The organism is Streptomyces sp. NPDC005808 (assembly GCF_042871385.1).
In the GTDB taxonomy this organism is placed as follows: domain Bacteria; phylum Actinomycetota; class Actinomycetes; order Streptomycetales; family Streptomycetaceae; genus Streptomyces.
Genome location: NZ_JBIAIK010000005.1, coordinates 86,722 through 104,206, shown reverse-complemented (window position 1 = coordinate 104,206; position 17,485 = coordinate 86,722). Strand labels below are relative to the sequence as shown.

The following is a 17,485-nucleotide window of genomic DNA, read 5'->3' as shown; positions in this document are numbered from 1 at the left end:
CCACGGTGCCCCGCCCCAGCTCTTCGAGCTCGGGGCGGGGCACCGTCGTGTCCGTCTCAGCCGGTGCCCTGCTGTGCGTAGGCGTCCTTGACCGCTTCGGTGAGGTCGCCGGTCTGCGCGGCCGGCGGGGCCTGGATCTCGGCGGTGGCGCCGAACTTCACGAAGTCCATGGTGACCGTCATGGTGCCGATCTGCTGCTTCAGGCGCACGGGCAGGTCCTCGGCGCCGACCCAGATGTCCGTGGTCGTCGATCCGCTGCCGCCGGTCACCGCGTCCAAGGCGTTGTCCTCGCCGTCGGCCGCCCTGAACTTGTCCATCTGGGCGGCGTCGATCTCGGCCCGGTAGTGGGTCGTGCTCTGCCCGTTGACCGTCTCCGTGCCGAGATCCTCGACGTCGTTCGCGTACTTGAGGCTTCTCATGGAGGCCGCGGGGCTGCCGCCGCCGCTCCCGCTGAGCGCCTCGGCGCCCTGCTCGCCGAACATCGCCGACGCGTCGACCTTCATCCACTCCTTGCCCTCGAGCGGGCCGGAGGGCTGCGGGTCGGTGTCGTAGTAGTAGGCGCCGTCCACGAGCAGACAGTGGATCGTCGGGTCGTCGGTGAGCGTCTCCATCTGGGCGGCCGCGGTGTCCATCTCGACGTCGTAGGCGAAGCCGTCGCCCCAGGAGTACGTGCCTTCCATGGCGATCGGGCTGCCGTTGCCCACAACGGTGGACATCCTGACCTCGGCGGAGCCGAGCGCCTCGGTCCGGTCTGTCGCCCGCCCAAGCGCCGCGAGGATCGCATCGGCGTGGCTGACCGCCTCGGCCGCCTGCGTGCTCGCCCCGCCGCATCCGGCGGTACCGGCCAGCGCCACCGCGGTCACCCCGGCCCAGACCGCCATGCGTATGTGCTTCATGTTCCCCACCCCTGTTTGTGCTTCCCCTGCGAAACAGGACTCTACTGTTCCGCAGGCTTCCGGAGCGGCGGAATATTCCAGGCGAGTTTCCGCCTCGCGGCTGCGGTTCCCGTCGACAAGTGATGAAACGGATGCCAGAGGTGATTGCCCTGAACGTCCTTTGAAAGCAAGGTCATATTCTCCTGACTCTTGATGATTGCCTCCCTCGGATGTCAAAACCTGGGAAACGGGTGTGAACCACGTCGCCCCGATATTGCGGATTCCGTAGCTAAACGGCCATTGACGCAACGGTTTCCGTCAAGGTTCCATCAACGCCGGGAGCGGACGAAGAGATGAACGACGCGAGCCGCCGGAGGCGATAACGCTCCCGCCCGAGCCATCTGACGTACGACAAGTCGATCGGAACCGCCGCATGACCGACACGCTCCGCCCTGTCGAGACCGCCGTCCCGGACCTCGCCCCCACGGCGTCCGACGGCCCCCGCAAGCTCAAGCGTTCCATCGGCGTCGTCGGCGGCACCCTGCTGACGCTGTCCTGCGTGACGCCGGCCTCCACGCTCTTCGTCGTCGTACCCGACCTCTTCTCGTCCCTCGGCACGGCGACCGCGCTCACCATCGCGATCGGCTCGCTGCTCTGTATAGCCGTGGCGTTCTGCTACTCGGAGCTGGGCACCCTCATCCCCAGCGCGGGCGGTGAGTACGCCATGGTCTCGACGATGGCCGGACGGCTCGCGGGCTGGCTGGTCTTCGTCCTCTCCCTCCTGGTGGTCATGATCGTGCCGCCGGTGATCGCCATGGGCACGGCGGACTACCTGGCGCCGGTCGTGCATCTGAACCCCTCGATGGCGGGCGCCGGCGTCATGCTGCTCGCCACCCTCGCGGGCCTGCTCGACCTGCGCGCCAACGCCTGGATCACCGGCGTCTTCCTGGTCCTCGAAGTCATCGCGGCGGCCGTCGTGGCGGTCCTCGGCTTCTCGCACAGCGAGCGCGGCCTCGGCAGCCTCACCTCGATGCAGGTGACCGGATCCGGCGGCCACACCGACACCGTGACCGCAATGCTGGTGGTCTCCGGGCTCGCGATCGCGCTCTTCATCACCCAGGGCTTCTCGACCGCGGTCTACCTCTCCGAGGAGCTGGAGAACCCGCGCCGCAACGTCGCGCGCACCGTCCTGACCACCCTCGCCCTCTCGACGGTGATCATCCTGGTGCCGGTGGTCGCGATCACCATGGGCGCACCCGACCTCGCGGCCCTGACCGGCGGCGACATCAGCACCATGGTCACCGCCTGGTCGAACTCCGCCGTCGGCACCTTCGTCAGCCTCTGCGTGGCCCTCGCGATCATCAACGCCGGCATCGTCATGGTCATCCAGAACTCCCGCGTCCTGTTCGCCTCGGCCCGTGACAAGGCCTGGCCCGAGCCGGTCAACGGAGTGCTGTCCAGGCTCGGCCGCTTCGGCTCCCCGTGGGTCGCCACACTCCTGGTGGGCGTGCCCGGCGCGGCCCTCTGCTTCGTCGACCTGGACACCCTGTACGGCGTCACCGGCGTCTCGGTGACCGGCATGTACCTGCTCGTCGCGGTCGCCGCCCTGTTCGCCCGGCGCGGCCCGCACGCCCACACGCCCGCCTGGCGCATGCCCCTGTGGCCCGCCGTGCCGGTCCTGCTGATCGCCGTCCTCGCGTACGTCCTCAGCATGCAGGAGGCCGAGTACCTCCTGTGGACCGGCGGCATCGTGGCCGTCGCCACCCTGTACTGGGCCTGCTACCTGCGCCCGCGCCGCGGGACCCGGTGGCTGGTGTCGATCCCGGAGGACGCCCGGACATAATCGGACATCCGGACAGGCTGCTCGTACCACGGTCGCGGTATGCCGGGGTGGGCCCGTACTCCCGTGGGAGGGGCGGGGGTTCAGACCGGCGGCGGCATCGGTTGACAGCAGCGGGCCTTACCGTTGACGCATGGATCTTCGACTGCCCCGACCCCGGGTGCCCGCACTGCGGCGGCCGCGACGGTGGATCGCCGCCGCGGCCGCCGTCGTGGTGCTCGCCGGCGCCGGGACGTGGACGGCCGCCGCCTCCGACGGCGCCCCGTCCGTACAGCGTGCCGACCGCCTCATGGACATGGGCGGCGGGGTGAGCATCGACACCTCGTACTTCACCGCGGGACCGAGCGCGGACCGCCGCCCCGCCGTACTCCTCGGGCACGGCTTCGGCGGCAGCAAGGACGACGTCAAGGCGCAGGCCGAGCAGCTCGCGCGGGACGGATACGCGGTGTTGACCTGGTCGGCGCGCGGCTTCGGCAAGTCCACCGGCAAGATCGGGCTGAACGACCCGGACGGCGAGGTCGCCGACGTCTCCAAGCTCATCGACTGGCTGGCGAAGCGCCCGGAGGTCCAGCTCGACAAGGCCGGCGACCCGCGCGTGGGCATGACCGGCGCCTCGTACGGCGGGGCGATCGCCCTGGAGGCCGCCGCCTACGACCCGCGGGTGGACGCGATCGCCCCGGAGATCACCTACTGGAACCTGTCGGACGCCCTCTTCCCGAACGGCGTCTTCAAGAAGCTCTGGGCCGGCATCTTCGTCAACGCCGGCGGCGGCTGCGAGAACCTCGAAGCCCAGCTGTGCGAGATGTACAACCGCGTCGCTGAGTCCGGAAAGCCGGACGCGGCGGCCACCAAGCTCCTTGAGGAACGCAGCCCTTCCGCGGTCGGCGACCGCATCAAGGTGCCCACCCTCATCGTGCAGGGCCAGTCCGACTCCCTCTTCCCGCTCGGCCAGGGCGACGCCATGGCCCAGCAGATCCGCGCCAACGGCGCACCGGTGGACGTCGACTGGATCTCCGGCGGGCACGACGGCGGCGACCTGGAGGCGGACCGCGTCCAGGCCCGGGTCGGCTCCTGGTTCGACCGGTATCTGAAGGACGAGACGGGCGTCGACACCGGCCCCGCGTTCCGCGTGACCCGCACCGGAGGAGTCGACTCCACCGACGGCGCCGCCTTGCTCCGGGGCGCGAGCGGCGACACGTACCCCGGCCTGGAGAGCGGCGAGCACGCCGTGGAGCTGGCCGGACGCGAGCAGAGCTTCGAGAACCCGGCGGGCGCGAACCCGCCCGCCATCTCGGCCCTCCCCGGCCTCGGCGGCGCGGCCGGCCTGTCCCAGCTCTCCTCTTTCGGCGTCGGGGTGTCGCTCGACTTCCCGGGCCAGTACGCGCAGTTCGTGTCCGCCCCCGTCGGCAGCGACCTGCGGATCACCGGATCGCCCACGGTGACCGTGCACGTCACGTCTAGCAGCGACGAGGCCGTCCTCTTCGCGAAGGTGTACGACATCGGCCCCGGCGGCGGGCAACAGGTGCTCCCGTCCCAGTTGGTGACTCCCGTCCGGGTCGAGGGGGCCAAGGCGGGCAAGGACGTCACGATCACCCTGCCGGCCATCGACCACGAGGTGCAGGAGGGTCACCGGCTCCGTCTGGTCCTGGCCTCGACGGACCTCGGCTACGCCTCACCGGCGGCCCCGGCGACGTACACGGTCTCCCTGAAGAGCGACCTGCACATCCCCACCGCCCCCGCCGTGACGACGGCCGCCGCGTCGCTCCCCTCCTGGGTCTGGTGGCTGCCGCTCGCCGGAGCACTGCTCGCGGCGGCCCTGCTGCTGACCGGCCGGCGCCGGACGACCGCCGCTCCGCCCGACCCCGAGCTGGCCGAAGTCCCGCTCCAGATCACCGACTTGAGCAAGCGGTACGCGAAGTCGGCGGACCGCTACGCGGTACGGGAGCTGTCGTTCCGCGTGGAGAAGGGCCAGGTCCTGGGCCTCCTCGGGCCGAACGGCGCGGGCAAGACGACCACCCTGCGCATGCTGATGGGCCTGATCAAGCCGGACGGCGGCGAGATCCGCGTCTTCGGCCACGAGATCCAGCCGGGCGCGCCGGTCCTCTCCCGGGTCGGCGCCTTCGTCGAGGGCGCGGGTTTCCTGCCGCACCTCTCGGGCCGCGACAATCTGGACCTGTACTGGCAGGCCACCGGCCGCCCGCCCGAGGACGCCCACCTGGAGGAGGCCCTGGAGATCGCGGGCCTCGGCGACGCGCTGGCCCGCGCCGTCCGCACCTACTCCCAGGGCATGCGCCAGCGCCTGGCCATCGCCCAGGCCATGCTCGGCCTCCCGGACCTGCTGATCCTCGACGAACCCACCAACGGCCTCGACCCGCCGCAGATCCGCGAGATGCGCGAGGTGATGATCCGCTACGCCGCCGCCGGCCGCACGGTCATCGTCTCCAGCCACCTGCTGGCCGAGGTCGAGCAGACCTGTACCCACCTGGTGGTCATGGACCGTGGCCGGCTGATGCAGGCGGGTCCGGTGTCCGAGATCGTCGGCTCCGGCGAAACCCTCCTCGTCGGCACGGGTTCCCGGGTGGACGAGCCGATCGCCGAGAAGGTCGGCGCGCTGCCGGGCGTGGCCTCGGCCGTCGTCACCGACGACGGGATCCTGGTCCGGCTCGAACCCGGCGGCAGCGCACAGCGCCTGGTCGTGGAACTCGTACGGCTCGAAGTACCCGTGGAATCGGTGGGCCCCCACCGCCGACTCGAAGACGCCTTCCTCACCCTGATCGGGGGCAACGCATGAGCACCCTCGTCGAGCGGGCCGAGACGGCCGACGGATACCGGGCGCGCCGGACCCTGCCGCTGCGCGTCGAGCTCCTCCGGCAGCTGAAGCGGCGCCGCACCCTGGTGATGGGGGCGATCCTCGCGGTGCTGCCCTTCGTGCTGGTCGCGGCGTTCGCGATCGGCGGTACGCCGGGCGGGCGCGGCAACCAGATCTCGCTGATGGACACGGCCACCGCGTCGGGCGCGAACTTCGCCGCGGTGAACCTCTTCGTCTCCGCGGGCTTCCTGCTGGTGATCCCCGTCGCACTGTTCTGCGGCGACACCATCGCCTCCGAGGCGAGCTGGTCCTCGCTGCGCTATCTGCTGGCGGCGCCCGTGCCCCGGGCCCGCCTGCTGTGGTCCAAGCTGACCGTCGCGCTGGGCCTCAGCCTCGCCGCGATGGTGCTGCTGCCGGTCGTCGCGGTGATCGTGGGCACCGCCGCCTACGGCTGGGGCCCCCTGGAGATCCCCACCGGCGGCGCGCTCTCCGCGGGCACCGCGGCGCAGCGCCTGCTGGTCGTGGTGGCGTACATCTTCGTCTCCCAACTGGTCACCGCGGGGCTCGCGTTCTGGCTGTCGACCAAGACGGACGCGCCCCTCGGCGCGGTCGGCGGAGCGGTCGGCCTGACGATCGTGGGGAATGTACTGGACGCCGTCACCGCCCTTGGCCACTGGCGCGACTTCCTGCCGGCGCACTGGCAGTTCGCCTGGGCGGACGCCGTCCAGCCCCAAATGGAGTGGTCGGGCATGATCCAGGGCGCCGCGATTTCGGTAACGTACGCGCTCGTCCTGTTTGCCCTGGCCTTCCGGGGTTTCCGGCGCAAGGACATCGTGTCGTAGGTCTCCGGAGGATCTCCTACCGGTCTCGACGGCCGCCCACCGTGGCCTCTTCGAGATCCATCCGCAACGCTCCGTAGCGCACATCTCGGCCCCCTCGGACGTCACAGTCACAGACGTCGGCCCAATCACAGGCCGCTCACCGAGGGGGCACAGATGGGGAAGGACCACATACGGGCGAAGGCTGCCACCACCCGCAGCCGTCGACTGCACGGCACACTGCTCGCCCTGACCACCGCCGGCGCCCTGCTGCTCACCGCATGCAGCGCGGGCGGCGAGAACGATCACGGCTACTCGTCGGACCGCGACGACGGCACCGGACCACTGCCCGCTCCCGCCTACTCCTCGGGCGCCACCCAAGGCGGACAGAGCGGTGAGCAACAGGGCGACGAGGGCCGCGAGTTCGCCCCGTCGCCCGACTACCTCTCCACCTTCGCGCTGGACGTCGACACCGCCTCGTACGGCTACGCCCGCCGCACCCTCGCGGACGGCCGGATGCCCGACCCGTCGACGATCCGCCCCGAGGAGTTCGTCAACAGCTTCCGCCAGAACTACGAACGCCCCGACGGCAACGGCTTCTCCGTCACCGTCGACGGCGCCCGCACCGGCACCGACGACGGAGCCTGGTCGCTCGTCCGGGTCGGCCTCGCCACCCGAGCGGAGGACGGGGACAGCGAACGCCCGCCCGCCGCCCTCACGTTCGTCATCGACGTCTCCGGGTCCATGGACGAACCGGGCCGCCTCGACCTGGCCAAGGGCTCCCTGGACGTGATGACGGACCGCCTCCGCGACGACGACTCGGTGGCCCTGGTCACCTTCAGCGACGAGGCCGAGACCGTCCTGCCCATGACCCGGCTCGGCGACCACCGAGACCGTGTCCACGCCGCCGTCGACCGCCTGGAACCCCAGTCCTCGACCAACCTCGGCGCCGGCATCGAAACCGGCTACGCCACAGCCACCGAAGGCCTGCGCGAGGGCGCCACCAACCGCGTCGTCCTCGTCTCCGACGCCCTCGCCAACACCGGCGACACCGACGCCGACACGATCCTGGAGCGCATCGCGGACAACCGCCGCGAGCACGGCATCACCCTCTTCGGCGTCGGCGTCGGCAGCGACTACGGCGACGCCCTGATGGAGCAGCTCGCCGACAAGGGAGACGGCCACACGACGTACGTCTCGGACACCGAGGACGCCCGAGAGGTCTTCTGCGAGGAACTTCCGCAGAACATCGACCTCACCGCCCGCGACGCCAAGGCACAGGTCGCCTTCGACCCGGCGACGGTCGAGCAGTTCCGGCTCATCGGCTACGACAACCGCCAGGTCGCCGACGAGGACTTCCGCGACGACCGCGTGGACGGCGGCGAGGTCGGCCCCGGCCACACGGTGACCGCCCTCTACGCGGTCCGCACCAAGCCGGGCGCCTCCGGCCACCTCGCCACGGCGAGCGTCCGCTGGCTCGACCCCGAAACCCGTTCCCCGCACGAGGAGTCGGGCCAATTGGAGGCCGGTGACCTCGACGACGACCTCTGGACCTCCTCCGACCGCTTCCAGGTCGCCGCGGTCGCCGCCTACTTCGCCGACGCCCTGCGCCAGGGAGACAACCGCTGGACGCGCCTCCCGGGCAGCCTTCCCCTGAGCGAACTCAGGTCCCGCGCCGACGAGTTGGCGTCCAGCACGGAGGACAAGGCGGTACGCGAACTCGCCGACGCCATCGAAACAGCGACCGGCATGAGGCGCTGAGTCAGACGGCGCCGGGCCGCCGCCCGGCGCCGTACAGCAGCGTGTCGACGACGAGTGTCGCCAGGGCCTCGGGATCGGGGTCCGGCCGCTCGTCGCCGTGCAGGGCCTCGCCGATCAGGGCGTAGTAGACGCGGCGGACCCACTCCAGGTCCGCCGCCGGGTCGAGCAGGCCCTCGTCCCTGGCCCGCCCCAGGAGTTCGACGCAGCGCGCCCCGACCTGGTCCCAGCTCGCCGCGGCGGCGCCGCCCTCGTCGGCCGGCCGCCCCAGGGCATAGCTCCAAGCCCCCTTGATCCGCAGCACGTTGGCGGTGACGCGGTGCAGCGCGACCAGCGGCGGCGCGGTGTCCGGCCGCGCGTCCTCGATGGCCTGCGTGAGCTGCCGTACGGCTGACTCGGCGAGCGCCTCGATCAGTGCCTGCCGACTGGCGAAGCGCCGGTGGACCGTCGTCCTGGCCACCCCGGCGGCCTCGGCGATCTGCTCCATGGACGCGCCCGGATCGGCGGCGAGCACCCGCTCGGCCGCCTCCAGAATCGCGCGCACACTGCGCTCGGCATCGGCCCGCAGCGCTCGTCCCATGGGCACCTCCACTCCGTCGGCTCCTGACCCCACTGGACATAGATGATACGTCGCGGTTGCTGTTCCCTTGATAAGTGAATCAGGGCTGTTGCAATTAATAAATTAAGCGCTACATTGGTGTCTTAGTTAGACGTTCGACTTGTCGTCACCCCGACCCGACCTTTGAAGGGGAAACAGCCATGACCACCACATCCACCGCCCTCATCACCGGCGCCTCCGCCGGACTGGGCGCCGAGTTCGCCACCCAACTCGCCGCCCGCGGTCACGACGTGATCCTTCTCGCCCGCTCCCGGGACCGCCTCGAAGAACTGGCCGACCGGCTGCGTACGGCGTACGGCGTCCAGGCGCACGTCCTGCCCCAGGACCTCGCCGAGCCCGACGCCGCCGACCGCGTGGCCGAGGCCCTCGCCGCCCGCGGTCTCACCGTCGACCTGCTGGTCAACAACGCCGGCTTCGGCACCTGCGGCCGCTTCGAGGAGATAGACCCGCGACGCGAGCACGACGAGATCATGGTCAACGTCGTCGCTCTCGTCGATCTCACCCACGCGGTGCTCCCCGGCATGCTGGAGCGCGGCTCCGGAGCCGTCCTCAACGTCGGCTCCACGGCGGGCTACCAGCCGGGCCCGTACTTCGCGGTCTACAGCGCCACCAAGGTCTTCGTCCTCAACTTCTCGCTGGCGCTGCGCCAGGAGTACCGAGGCCGCGGCATCCGGGTCACGGCCCTGTGTCCGGGCCCGGTCGAGACGAACTTCTTCGAGGTGATCGGCACCCGCAAGGCCGCGCTGTCAGGCTCCTTCACCACCTCGGAACCGGTCGTCCGCACGGCTCTGCGCGCCCTCGACCGCGATCGCGCGTATGTCACCCCGGGGCTGGGCAACGCACTCGGCGCCCACCTGAACCCGCGCCGCCCGCGCACCCTGGTGGCGGCGATCGCCGAGCGCATCACACGCAAGGTACTGGAGCCGCAGCGGCAGCCCTCCGAACCCGCGGCCACCTGAGCCGACCTCCACGGAGTCCATTCAATTTCCGTTGCGCCCAGGTAAGTTGACCCCGTTCAGCACCCTGCGACCGGGAGCCGTCATGGGCGTACGCAAGGACCTGAAGCGGGCCGGGAAGCACACCGGCCTCGCGTCCCGCACGGAGGTGGAGCTGACCAGGGACTCGACCGGCACCGTCCGAGAGGCCCGCACCCCACGCCTGGTCCCGGCCCCCACCACCGGCAGCACCGCCGACCTGCCCTTCACCAACGCGGCCGAGTTCCCGGGAGCTGTCGTCCTGCGCCGCCAGGAACACGGCACCTGGCACCCGGTCACCGCGGCGGCCTTCGCCCGCGAAGTCACCGCCACCGCCAAGGGGTTGATCGCGGCCGGCCTGGAACCGGGCGGGCGGGTCGCGGTGATGTCCCGTACCCGCTACGAGTGGACGGTCCTCGACTTCGCGATCTGGGCGGCGGGCGGCCAGAGCGTCCCCGTCTACGCGACCTCGTCCGCCGCCCAAGTGGAGTGGATCGTCAGGGACTCGGGCGCACGCTTCGCGATCGTCGAGACGCCGGTGAACGCGGACACCGTGGGCACCGCCGTGGCCGGGCATCCCGAACCCCCGCGCGTCTGGCAGCTGGACGCGCACGCCATGGCCGAACTCGCCACCCTGGGCCGGGACATCACCGACGAGGAAGTGGTCAAGCGCCGCGCCGCCCTCACCCCCGACACCATCGCCACCGTCTGCTACACCTCCGGAACCACCGGCCGCCCCAAGGGCTGCGTCCTCACCCACGCCAATCTGCACGCCGAGGCCGCCAACACGGTCGAGCTGCTGCACCCCGTCTTCGAGGAGGTCACCGGCCAGACCGCCTCGACCCTTCTCTTCCTCCCGCTCGCCCACATCATGGGCCGCACCCTCCAGATCGCCTGCCTGATGGCCCGAATCGAGGTGGGCCACAGCCCGAGCATCAAACCCGACGAACTCCGCCCCGCCCTGCGGGAGTTCAGGCCCACGTTCCTGGTCGGCGTGCCCTATCTCTTCGAGAAGATCCACCACACCGGACGCGCGACCGCCGAGAAGATCGGCCGGAGCGCCTCCTTCGACCGCGCCGACCGCATCGGCGTCCGCTTCGGCGAGGCATACCTGAACAAGTTCCTGGGGACCGGAAAGGGACCAGGACCGGGCCTGTACGCCGCCTGGGCGCTCTACGACCTGCTGGTCTACCGCCGCATCCGCAAGGAACTCGGCGGCCGGGCACGCTACGCCATCAGCGGCGGCTCCCCGCTCGACCGCGACCTCAACCTCTTCTTCCACGCCGCCGGAATCATCGTCTACGAGGGCTACGGCCTCACCGAGACCACAGCGGCGGCGACGATCGTCCCGCCGCTGCGCCCCCGCCCGGGCACCGTCGGCCTCCCGGTCCCCGGCACCGCCATCCGCATCGCCGACGACGGAGAGGTCCTCATCAAAGGCGGTGTCGTCTTCGGCGCCTACTGGAACAACCAGGCGGCCACGGACGCGGTACTGCGGGACGACTGGTTCGCCACCGGTGACCTCGGCGCCCTCGACGACGACGGCTACCTCACCATCACCGGCCGCAAGAAGGACCTCCTTGTCACCTCCGGCGGCAAGAACGTCTCACCCGCGGTCCTGGAGGACCGTCTGCGCAGCCGCTCGCCCGTAGCCCAGTGCGTCGTCGTCGGCGACAACCGCCCCTACGTCGCCGCCCTGATCACCCTGGACCCCGAGTCCGTCGCCCACTGGCTCGCGGTACGTGACATGCCCGCGGACACCCCGCTGTCCGAACTCGCGGCCGACCCCCGGATGCACGCCGAGGTCCAGAAAGCCGTCGACCACGCGAACGAGGCGGTCTCGCGCGCCGAGTCCATCCGCCGGTTCACCCTGGTGGCAGGCGAGTTCACCGAGGCCAACGGACTGCTCACCCCGTCGTTGAAGGTCAGGCGCCACGCGGTGACGGCGGCGTACGGGGATGAGATCGCGGCGCTCTACGAGGGCGCGGCGCAGGGGGCCGAGCGGGAACACCGGACATGAAAAGAGAGCGGGCCGCCGAGGTGCTCGGCGGCCCGCTCTACCCGGTGGCTGAGATCAGCTGCCGCTGGCGCCGTTGCCGGACAGGACCGGGATGTTGTCCAGGATGTGCGAGAGCGGCTCGTCGCCCTTGGCCTGGGTGGAGTTCTCGGTGCACTGCTGGTTCTGCGGGGCGGAGAGGATCGGCACGTCCTGCAGGACGGTGACCGGCACCAGGCCGACGAGCGAGGCCAGGTTGGCCTTGGCCGGCAGGCCGACACAGGGCTTGTTCAGGGAGCCCTGCACCAGCGCGAGCTGGGGGCTCATGTCGCCGTGCGTGGACTGGTTGCCGTACGACTGCAGGGCGTGGTTGCCGTTCGTCGTGGTGACGCCTTCGTCGTTCCCGATGGCGAGGGCCTGGGGCGCGGCGGTGGCCGAGATACCGGCGACAGAGGCGGCGATGGCGGCGGTTGCCCAAAGCTTCTTCATGTTGGTTCCCTTCGGAGAGTGGACTCCGTTTGCGGAGCCGCGTGATGATCAACAGTGCGGTGGACGGCGTGGTTGCGCGGTCTGCCCCGTTTGGCCCAGAGGGTTTCCGCGGGACCGGAGCTGACGCGTCGCCGTTGATGTGAGAGGAGCGGCGGGCTGCTCCCAGGAGCGGCCCGCCGCACGCGATGCTGAGAGATCAGCTGCCGCTGGCGCCGTTGCCGGACAGGACCGGGATGTTGTCCAGGATGTGCGAGAGGGGCTCGTCGCCCTTGGCCTGGGTGGAGTTCTCGGTGCACTGCTGGTTCTGCGGGGCGGAGAGGATCGGCACGTCCTGCAGGACGGTGACCGGCACCAGGCCGACGAGCGAGGCCAGGTTGGCCTTGACCGGCAGACCGATGCAGGGCTTGTTCAGGGTGCCCTGGACGAGCGCCATCTGCGGGCTCATCTTCCCGTAGGTCTCCTGGTTGCCGTAGACCTGCGCGGCGTGGTTGCCGTTGGTGGTGGTGACGCCGTCGTCGTTGCCGATCGCCAGCGCCTGGGGCGCGGCGGCAGCCGAGATACCGGCGACGGAAGCGGCGACCGCCGCGGCAGCCATAACCTTCTTGATCACTTGCATGGTCCCTTCTGGAGTAACCCCGTCCACCGGAGCGCTCTGGACAACTGCCCCCGGGCCGCATAGTTGCTGCGATTCACCCCAATGGCCCATTTGTGAAACCTGCTGGTACGTAGCACGCGCGCGAGAATTTCCGCGAATTCCTGGGGTGCGAACGGGCCGATCGGGTGACCTTGAGAAACCAATCGCCCTGCCTTCAGTTGAGGCGGAGCAGGTACGTGTGTATCTCGGTCACGAAAGGAACCAGGAGAAATGTTCAAGAAGGCAATGGCCACGGCGGCGGTCGCCGCTACCGTCGTCGGCGTCTCGGCGGCTTCCGCGTCTCAGGCGCTTGCCATCGGGAACGACGAGGGCGTCACCACCATGAACGGCAACGGCGCCGTGCAGTCGTACGGCAACGCGAAGACGAAGGGCAAGCAGAGCCCTCACCTCTCGCTGGTGCAGGGCTCTCTGAACAAGCTCTGTGTCGGCCTGCCGGTCAAGGCCAACCTGGCCTCGATCGTCGGCCTGGTGCCCATCACCGTCCTGCAGGACGTGCCGATCCTCTCCGCCGACCAGAACCAGCAGTGCGCCGAGGGCTCCACCCAGGCCAAGGGCGACGAGCCCCTCTCGCACATCCTGGACAACATCCCCGTTCTCTCGGGCAACGGCGCCAGCGGCAGCTGATCCATCGCTCCGAAGTGGCTCGGGCCGCCCGTCGTGTTCACACGCCGGTCGGCCCGGGCTTTTACGGGTTTCCCCTTGCGCAGGGCGATTCGAGTGAATTCTCAATTCACTCACATTGTGTAGTTTCTTCGTCAGGCTTTCCCTCGTTCACAGCCCGTAGGTCATGGTGCGAGCCGTTCATACTGTGCTCGCTCGGTTTCGGCCGACATAGGGGCATGACCGCAGAGAAGGGAAAGCACGTGAAGCTCAAGAAGAGCGCTGCTGTCGTCGCGGGCGCGATCATGGCTCTTGGACTCGCCTCCCCCGCGTTCGCGGACGCCGGAGCCGAGGGTGCGGCCATCGGTTCGCCGGGTGTCCTCTCGGGCAACGTGGTCCAGGTTCCCATCCACGTTCCCGTCAACGTGTGCGGCAACTCGATCAACGTCATCGCCCTGCTGAACCCCGCGTTCGGCAACACCTGCGTCAACGACTGACGCAGAAGACACAGCAGCCACTTCGGCTGGGTCACAGCCGGCCTTGGAACGCCTTTCGGTTCCGGGGCCGGCTTTCCTCACTTCATCGAGCAGGAAGGCAAGAGATTGCGACAGACCCTGAGCAAGGGAATGGTCGTGGCCGCGGCCGCGACGAGCATCCTGTCCCTGTACGGCACGCCCGCCTTCGCCGACTCGAACGCGAACGGAAGCGCCCAGGACTCGCCCGGCGTGGGGTCGGGCAACAACCTCCAGCTTCCGGTGAACGTACCGGTGAACGCCTGCGGCAACACCGTCGACGTGATCGGCGCGCTCAACCCGGTGTTCGGCAACTCCTGTGCCAATGGCCGGGATTCGGGTTCCCACGGTGCGCACGGCGCACCGCACAGCTCCTCCGGCTCCGACGGCTCGTCGGGTTACGGCTCCGGTTCCGGACACTCGGGTGGCGGGCATCCGGGCGGCCACGGCAGCGGCCATGGTGGCCACAGCGGTGACTCCGGTGGTGACTCCGGTGGCGGCTCCGGCTCCTCGGCGTACGGCGAGACGCACGGTTCGCCCGGCATCCTGTCGGGCAACAACGCCCAGGTCCCGGTGGACGTCCCGGTGAACGCGTGTGGCAACACGGCGGACGTGGTCGGCGTGGGCAACCCCACGTTCGGCAACGACTGCGGCAACGGCCCCGCGGGCTACGGCGACACCCCGCCGACCACGCCCCCGCCCACCACGCCTCCGCCGACCACGCCCCCGAAAACGCCTCCCACCAAGCCGCCGACGACGCCTCCCACAACGCCGCCGCCGACACCCCCCACCAGCACCACCCCGCCCAGCACGCCTCCCCCTACCGTTCCGGGCGCCCCGCGCAACACTCCCCCCGGAACCCCGCCCGCCCTGCCGCACACCGGCAGTGAGGGACTGCTCGCGACCTCGGCCGCCAGTGCCGCCCTCCTCGCGGGCGGAACAGTCCTGTACCGACGAGGCCGAGCCGCGTCCCGCCGGTAGCACTCCGGAGTGCCGGGCGCGCCACATGCGCCCGGCACCCGGGACCGGGTCACCGCCGAGCCGGGTCCGGTGCCTCGCGCCGCCGCTGCGGTACCGGCACAGGCATCGTGCGCAGCCGCCGCCGTACCCCTCGTACGAGCGTCTGGGCCGTGAACGCGGCGCCGTGCACGAAGCGCATCGCCGGGCCGAAGCCGGACGCCGTCACCAGGCCCGCCATGAAGAGGCCGGGCACCGAGGACTCGAAGTCCCGGCCGACCTCGGGGGAACCGTCGGCGACCGCGGTCAGGTCCCCGCGCAGTTCGTCGGAGAGCAGACCGAGCCGTTCGCGGGTCGCCCGGAACCCCGTTGCCGCGATGACGTGTTCGGTCTCCAGGGAGGTCAGCTCCCCGCCGTCGCCCACTGTCTCCAGGCGTACGCCGCCTCCGGCCGGGTAGGCCGCCGCGACCTGGTGGCCAAGCAGCAGTTCGACCCTCGGTTCGACGCGGTCGCGTACCCACCAGGCGCCCGCCGGCCCCAGGGCCGTGGCCGCGATCCGGGCGCGGGTGGCCTCCGGGAGGCGGCGGAACAGGCCGGGGCGCTCGGCGTAGAACCAGTTGCGCCAGCCGGGGCCCAGGCCGCTGTGCGGGGTGCGGGCCGACTCCCACCACGGGCGCTCCCAGGCGGGCGGCACGTCGTTCCAGTTCAGCTGGTCGGCGCGGGCCAGGACCCGGACGCGGGTGCCCTGTTCGGCGAGGATGGCCGCCGTCTCCAGTGCGGCCTGGCCGCCGCCGATCACGGTGACGTCCTGGCCGCGGAAGCGGTCGAGGTCACCGTGGTGACTGCTGTGCGAGACGTACGAGGGGCCGAGTTCGCGCAGGGCGGCCGGAACCTCGATGAAGGGCAGGACGCCGATGGCGAGGACGACCGTGCGGGCGTGCAGGATCTCGCCGTCGTCCACGACCGCCTCGAAGCCGCCGGGGACGGAGCTCACCCGGACCACCGTGCGCTCCTCGACCTCGGGCACCGCGTTGCGGGCGAACCACAGGCCGTACGCGGCGAACATCTCGACCGGGATGGGCTCGCCGTGCCGGGCCTGGACGCCCTGACCGGCGCAGTACGTGTCGAGGCGCCAGCGGCCCGCGGGGTCGGAGAGATTCGACGCCCACGGCTCCGACTTCAGGAACATGCCGCGGGGCATGTGGTCCCGCCAGGACGCCATGGGCCGGCCGAGGACGCGCAGGCTCAGCCCGGCCGCCGCGGCGTGGGAGGCGACGGACAGGCCGTACGGGCCGGCTCCCACCACCAGGAGGTCGTACATCAGCAGCTACTCGCTTTCTCGTCGTCGGTCAGAGCGGTCGGGGTGCCCGGCTGTCGTGCGACCCGCGCCTGAGCGGCGACAGGCGCCGAACGCCGTACGCGGGACAGCAGGCGCCGGACCACATGGCGGCCCCACAGAGCCCACATCGTGAGCCCGGGCGCGAGGTCGTCCCGCGCGTGCCAGGCCAGCTCGCACCCCTCTGCCCGGGGGCGCATCGCGCTGAGCGGGGCGTAGTTCTCCACCACGAACGCCCGGCCCGGCAGCGGCGCCGGATCCGGCAGCGGACGGTGCGTCAGGTCCAGGTGCAGCGCGCGTACGACATCCAGGCCGGCCCCGTCGGCGAAGAGCCGGAACTGGGCGCCGGGGCGGGGGTTGAAGTCGAGCAGGTGGTAGCGGCCGCTCGCGCCGTCCCTGCGGAAGTCGAGGTCGAAGACGCCTCGGTAGCCCAGCGCCCCGATGAGCTGTTCGACGAGCGACTGGAGCTGCGGATTGGGGGTCCAGCGGCCGACCGCGGTCAGTCCGGCGCCGCGCGGCCAGGCGCGCTGCTTGCGGCCGGGCCCGCCTCCGGACAGCGTTCCGGACCGGTCGGCGTACCCGTGGAAGAACCAGTCGCGGTCGGGCCCCGGCGGCAGGAACGCCTGCAACAGCAGTCGGCTGCCCGCTTCCTCGGCGCGCAGATACAGCGCCTGCGCCTCCTGCGGCGAGCGCACCACCACTGTGCTGCGCAGGCCCGACCCGGCGGGCACCAGCCAGGGGCGGCTCCACTTCGCCACCACCGGCAGCCCCAACTGCCAGGCCGCCGCGACCGCCTGCGCAGGGCTGTCCGGGATCAGCGTCACCGGGTGCGGGACGCCCGCGTTCTCGCACACGGCGGCCAGTTCCGCCTTGTCGGCCACGCGCTCGGCGAGCGCGTCGGGCTGCTGCGGCAGCAGAAAGGAGGGTGCGAGGTGCTCACGGCAGTGGCCGACCGCGACGGCGCTCGCGTCATCCATCGGGATGAGTACGGCGGGACGGGATACGCGCGCGGCCACTCGGCGCAATGCGGTGACGATTTCTCCGGTGGATGCGCCGGGCGGTGGCGGGGGATGCATCTCGCAGACAAAACGCGATCTGCGGACGGGACTTCCCGTCGAATCGGCGACAACATGCACTTCCACGCCCGCTCTGCCGAGTGAGCGTGCGGCGCCCAGCGTTCCGTGGTGAAAGGGGTTCCTGTCGATCCGTAGAAGAACGGCGGGGACGCGGGTGTCGAGAAACGGCAC

Annotated in this window: 15 protein-coding genes; 9 read left to right on the top strand and 6 right to left on the bottom strand. The window is 70.8% G+C overall.

Annotated elements, in window-relative coordinates:
• Window positions 1-56: 56 nt before the first annotated feature.
• A complete protein-coding gene (locus ACFYPC_RS13305) occupies window positions 57-896 on the bottom strand; it encodes a hypothetical protein (RefSeq protein ID WP_388674526.1) in 840 nt (279 codons plus the stop codon).
• Window positions 897-1,308: 412 nt separating this feature from the next.
• On the opposite strand from ACFYPC_RS13305, the gene ACFYPC_RS13300 reads away from it, so the two are divergent.
• The 4 genes from ACFYPC_RS13300 (at window position 1,309) to ACFYPC_RS13285 (ending at window position 8,103) form a co-directional block, all read left to right on the top strand.
• On the top strand, window positions 1,309-2,718 hold the full coding sequence (locus ACFYPC_RS13300) for an APC family permease (RefSeq protein ID WP_388674524.1): 1,410 nt from the start codon (window positions 1,309-1,311) through the stop codon (window positions 2,716-2,718).
• A 130-nt stretch (window positions 2,719-2,848) separates the two neighbouring features.
• Window positions 2,849-5,506, top strand: coding sequence for an alpha/beta fold hydrolase (locus ACFYPC_RS13295; RefSeq protein ID WP_388674522.1), 2,658 nt, complete (start codon window positions 2,849-2,851; stop codon window positions 5,504-5,506).
• Window positions 5,503-6,366, top strand: coding sequence for an ABC transporter permease (locus tag ACFYPC_RS13290; protein ID WP_388674520.1), 864 nt, complete (start codon window positions 5,503-5,505; stop codon window positions 6,364-6,366). The genes ACFYPC_RS13295 and ACFYPC_RS13290 overlap by 4 nt, the downstream gene beginning before the upstream one ends.
• Before the next feature lie 153 nt (window positions 6,367-6,519).
• A complete protein-coding gene (locus ACFYPC_RS13285) occupies window positions 6,520-8,103 on the top strand; it encodes a von Willebrand factor type A domain-containing protein (RefSeq protein ID WP_388674518.1) in 1,584 nt (527 codons plus the stop codon).
• Between the two features lies 1 nt (window position 8,104).
• Here the strand turns inward: ACFYPC_RS13285 and ACFYPC_RS13280 are convergent, their stop codons facing one another.
• Entirely contained in the window at window positions 8,105-8,680 is a 576-nt protein-coding gene (locus ACFYPC_RS13280) for a TetR/AcrR family transcriptional regulator (RefSeq protein ID WP_388674516.1), read from the bottom strand.
• Between the two features lie 179 nt (window positions 8,681-8,859).
• Between ACFYPC_RS13280 and ACFYPC_RS13275 the strand changes: the two genes are divergently transcribed.
• The gene (locus ACFYPC_RS13275; protein WP_388674514.1) at window positions 8,860-9,678 is read left to right on the top strand and encodes an SDR family NAD(P)-dependent oxidoreductase; all 819 of its coding nucleotides are present in this window, start codon (window positions 8,860-8,862) and stop codon (window positions 9,676-9,678) included.
• Between the two features lie 82 nt (window positions 9,679-9,760).
• Entirely contained in the window at window positions 9,761-11,713 is a 1,953-nt protein-coding gene (locus ACFYPC_RS13270; RefSeq protein ID WP_388674512.1) for an AMP-dependent synthetase/ligase, read from the top strand.
• A 54-nt stretch (window positions 11,714-11,767) separates the two neighbouring features.
• Here ACFYPC_RS13270 and ACFYPC_RS13265 read toward each other — a convergent pair whose 3' ends face one another.
• Together ACFYPC_RS13265 and ACFYPC_RS13260 are read right to left on the bottom strand one after the other, a co-directional pair.
• Window positions 11,768-12,178, bottom strand: a complete 411-nt coding sequence (locus ACFYPC_RS13265; protein ID WP_388674510.1) for a rodlin — start codon at window positions 12,176-12,178, stop codon at window positions 11,768-11,770.
• Window positions 12,179-12,374: 196 nt separating this feature from the next.
• Window positions 12,375-12,788 (bottom strand): rodlin, encoded by a 414-nt coding sequence (locus tag ACFYPC_RS13260; protein ID WP_388674508.1) that lies wholly within the window; start codon window positions 12,786-12,788, stop codon window positions 12,375-12,377.
• Window positions 12,789-13,043: 255 nt separating this feature from the next.
• Here ACFYPC_RS13260 and ACFYPC_RS13255 point away from each other — a divergent pair, with 255 nt between their 5' ends.
• The 3 genes from ACFYPC_RS13255 (at window position 13,044) to ACFYPC_RS13245 (ending at window position 14,926) form a co-directional block, all read left to right on the top strand.
• Window positions 13,044-13,457 (top strand): rodlin, encoded by a 414-nt coding sequence (locus tag ACFYPC_RS13255; protein ID WP_388674506.1) that lies wholly within the window; start codon window positions 13,044-13,046, stop codon window positions 13,455-13,457.
• Between the two features lie 215 nt (window positions 13,458-13,672).
• Window positions 13,673-13,930 (top strand): chaplin, encoded by a 258-nt coding sequence (locus ACFYPC_RS13250; RefSeq protein WP_388674504.1) that lies wholly within the window; start codon window positions 13,673-13,675, stop codon window positions 13,928-13,930.
• A 105-nt stretch (window positions 13,931-14,035) separates the two neighbouring features.
• On the top strand, window positions 14,036-14,926 hold the full coding sequence (locus tag ACFYPC_RS13245) for a chaplin (protein WP_388674502.1): 891 nt from the start codon (window positions 14,036-14,038) through the stop codon (window positions 14,924-14,926).
• 49 nt (window positions 14,927-14,975) lie between these two features.
• Here ACFYPC_RS13245 and ACFYPC_RS13240 read toward each other — a convergent pair whose 3' ends face one another.
• Together ACFYPC_RS13240 and ACFYPC_RS13235 are read right to left on the bottom strand one after the other, a co-directional pair.
• A complete protein-coding gene (locus tag ACFYPC_RS13240) occupies window positions 14,976-16,223 on the bottom strand; it encodes an NAD(P)/FAD-dependent oxidoreductase (protein WP_388674500.1) in 1,248 nt (415 codons plus the stop codon).
• Window positions 16,223-17,485, bottom strand: coding sequence for an ATP-grasp domain-containing protein (locus ACFYPC_RS13235; RefSeq protein WP_388674498.1), 1,263 nt, complete (start codon window positions 17,483-17,485; stop codon window positions 16,223-16,225). Before ACFYPC_RS13235 ends, ACFYPC_RS13240 begins: the two co-directional genes overlap by 1 nt.

Excerpts from the sequence above, each read along its gene's own strand:
- ACFYPC_RS13300 (WP_388674524.1), top strand. The coding sequence starts at position 1,309 with ATGACCGACACGCTCCGCCCTGTCGAGACCGCCGTCCCGGACCTCGCC.
- ACFYPC_RS13270 (WP_388674512.1), top strand. The coding sequence starts at position 9,761 with ATGGGCGTACGCAAGGACCTGAAGCGGGCCGGGAAGCACACCGGCCTC.
- ACFYPC_RS13265 (WP_388674510.1), bottom strand. The coding sequence starts at position 12,178 with ATGAAGAAGCTTTGGGCAACCGCCGCCATCGCCGCCTCTGTCGCCGGT.
- ACFYPC_RS13280 (WP_388674516.1), bottom strand. The coding sequence starts at position 8,680 with ATGGGACGAGCGCTGCGGGCCGATGCCGAGCGCAGTGTGCGCGCGATT.
- ACFYPC_RS13255 (WP_388674506.1), top strand. The coding sequence starts at position 13,044 with ATGTTCAAGAAGGCAATGGCCACGGCGGCGGTCGCCGCTACCGTCGTC.
- ACFYPC_RS13305 (WP_388674526.1), bottom strand. The coding sequence starts at position 896 with ATGAAGCACATACGCATGGCGGTCTGGGCCGGGGTGACCGCGGTGGCG.
- ACFYPC_RS13275 (WP_388674514.1), top strand. The coding sequence starts at position 8,860 with ATGACCACCACATCCACCGCCCTCATCACCGGCGCCTCCGCCGGACTG.
- ACFYPC_RS13285 (WP_388674518.1), top strand. The coding sequence starts at position 6,520 with ATGGGGAAGGACCACATACGGGCGAAGGCTGCCACCACCCGCAGCCGT.
- ACFYPC_RS13290 (WP_388674520.1), top strand. The coding sequence starts at position 5,503 with ATGAGCACCCTCGTCGAGCGGGCCGAGACGGCCGACGGATACCGGGCG.
- ACFYPC_RS13250 (WP_388674504.1), top strand. The coding sequence starts at position 13,673 with ATGACCGCAGAGAAGGGAAAGCACGTGAAGCTCAAGAAGAGCGCTGCT.
- ACFYPC_RS13240 (WP_388674500.1), bottom strand. The coding sequence starts at position 16,223 with ATGTACGACCTCCTGGTGGTGGGAGCCGGCCCGTACGGCCTGTCCGTC.
- ACFYPC_RS13295 (WP_388674522.1), top strand. The coding sequence starts at position 2,849 with ATGGATCTTCGACTGCCCCGACCCCGGGTGCCCGCACTGCGGCGGCCG.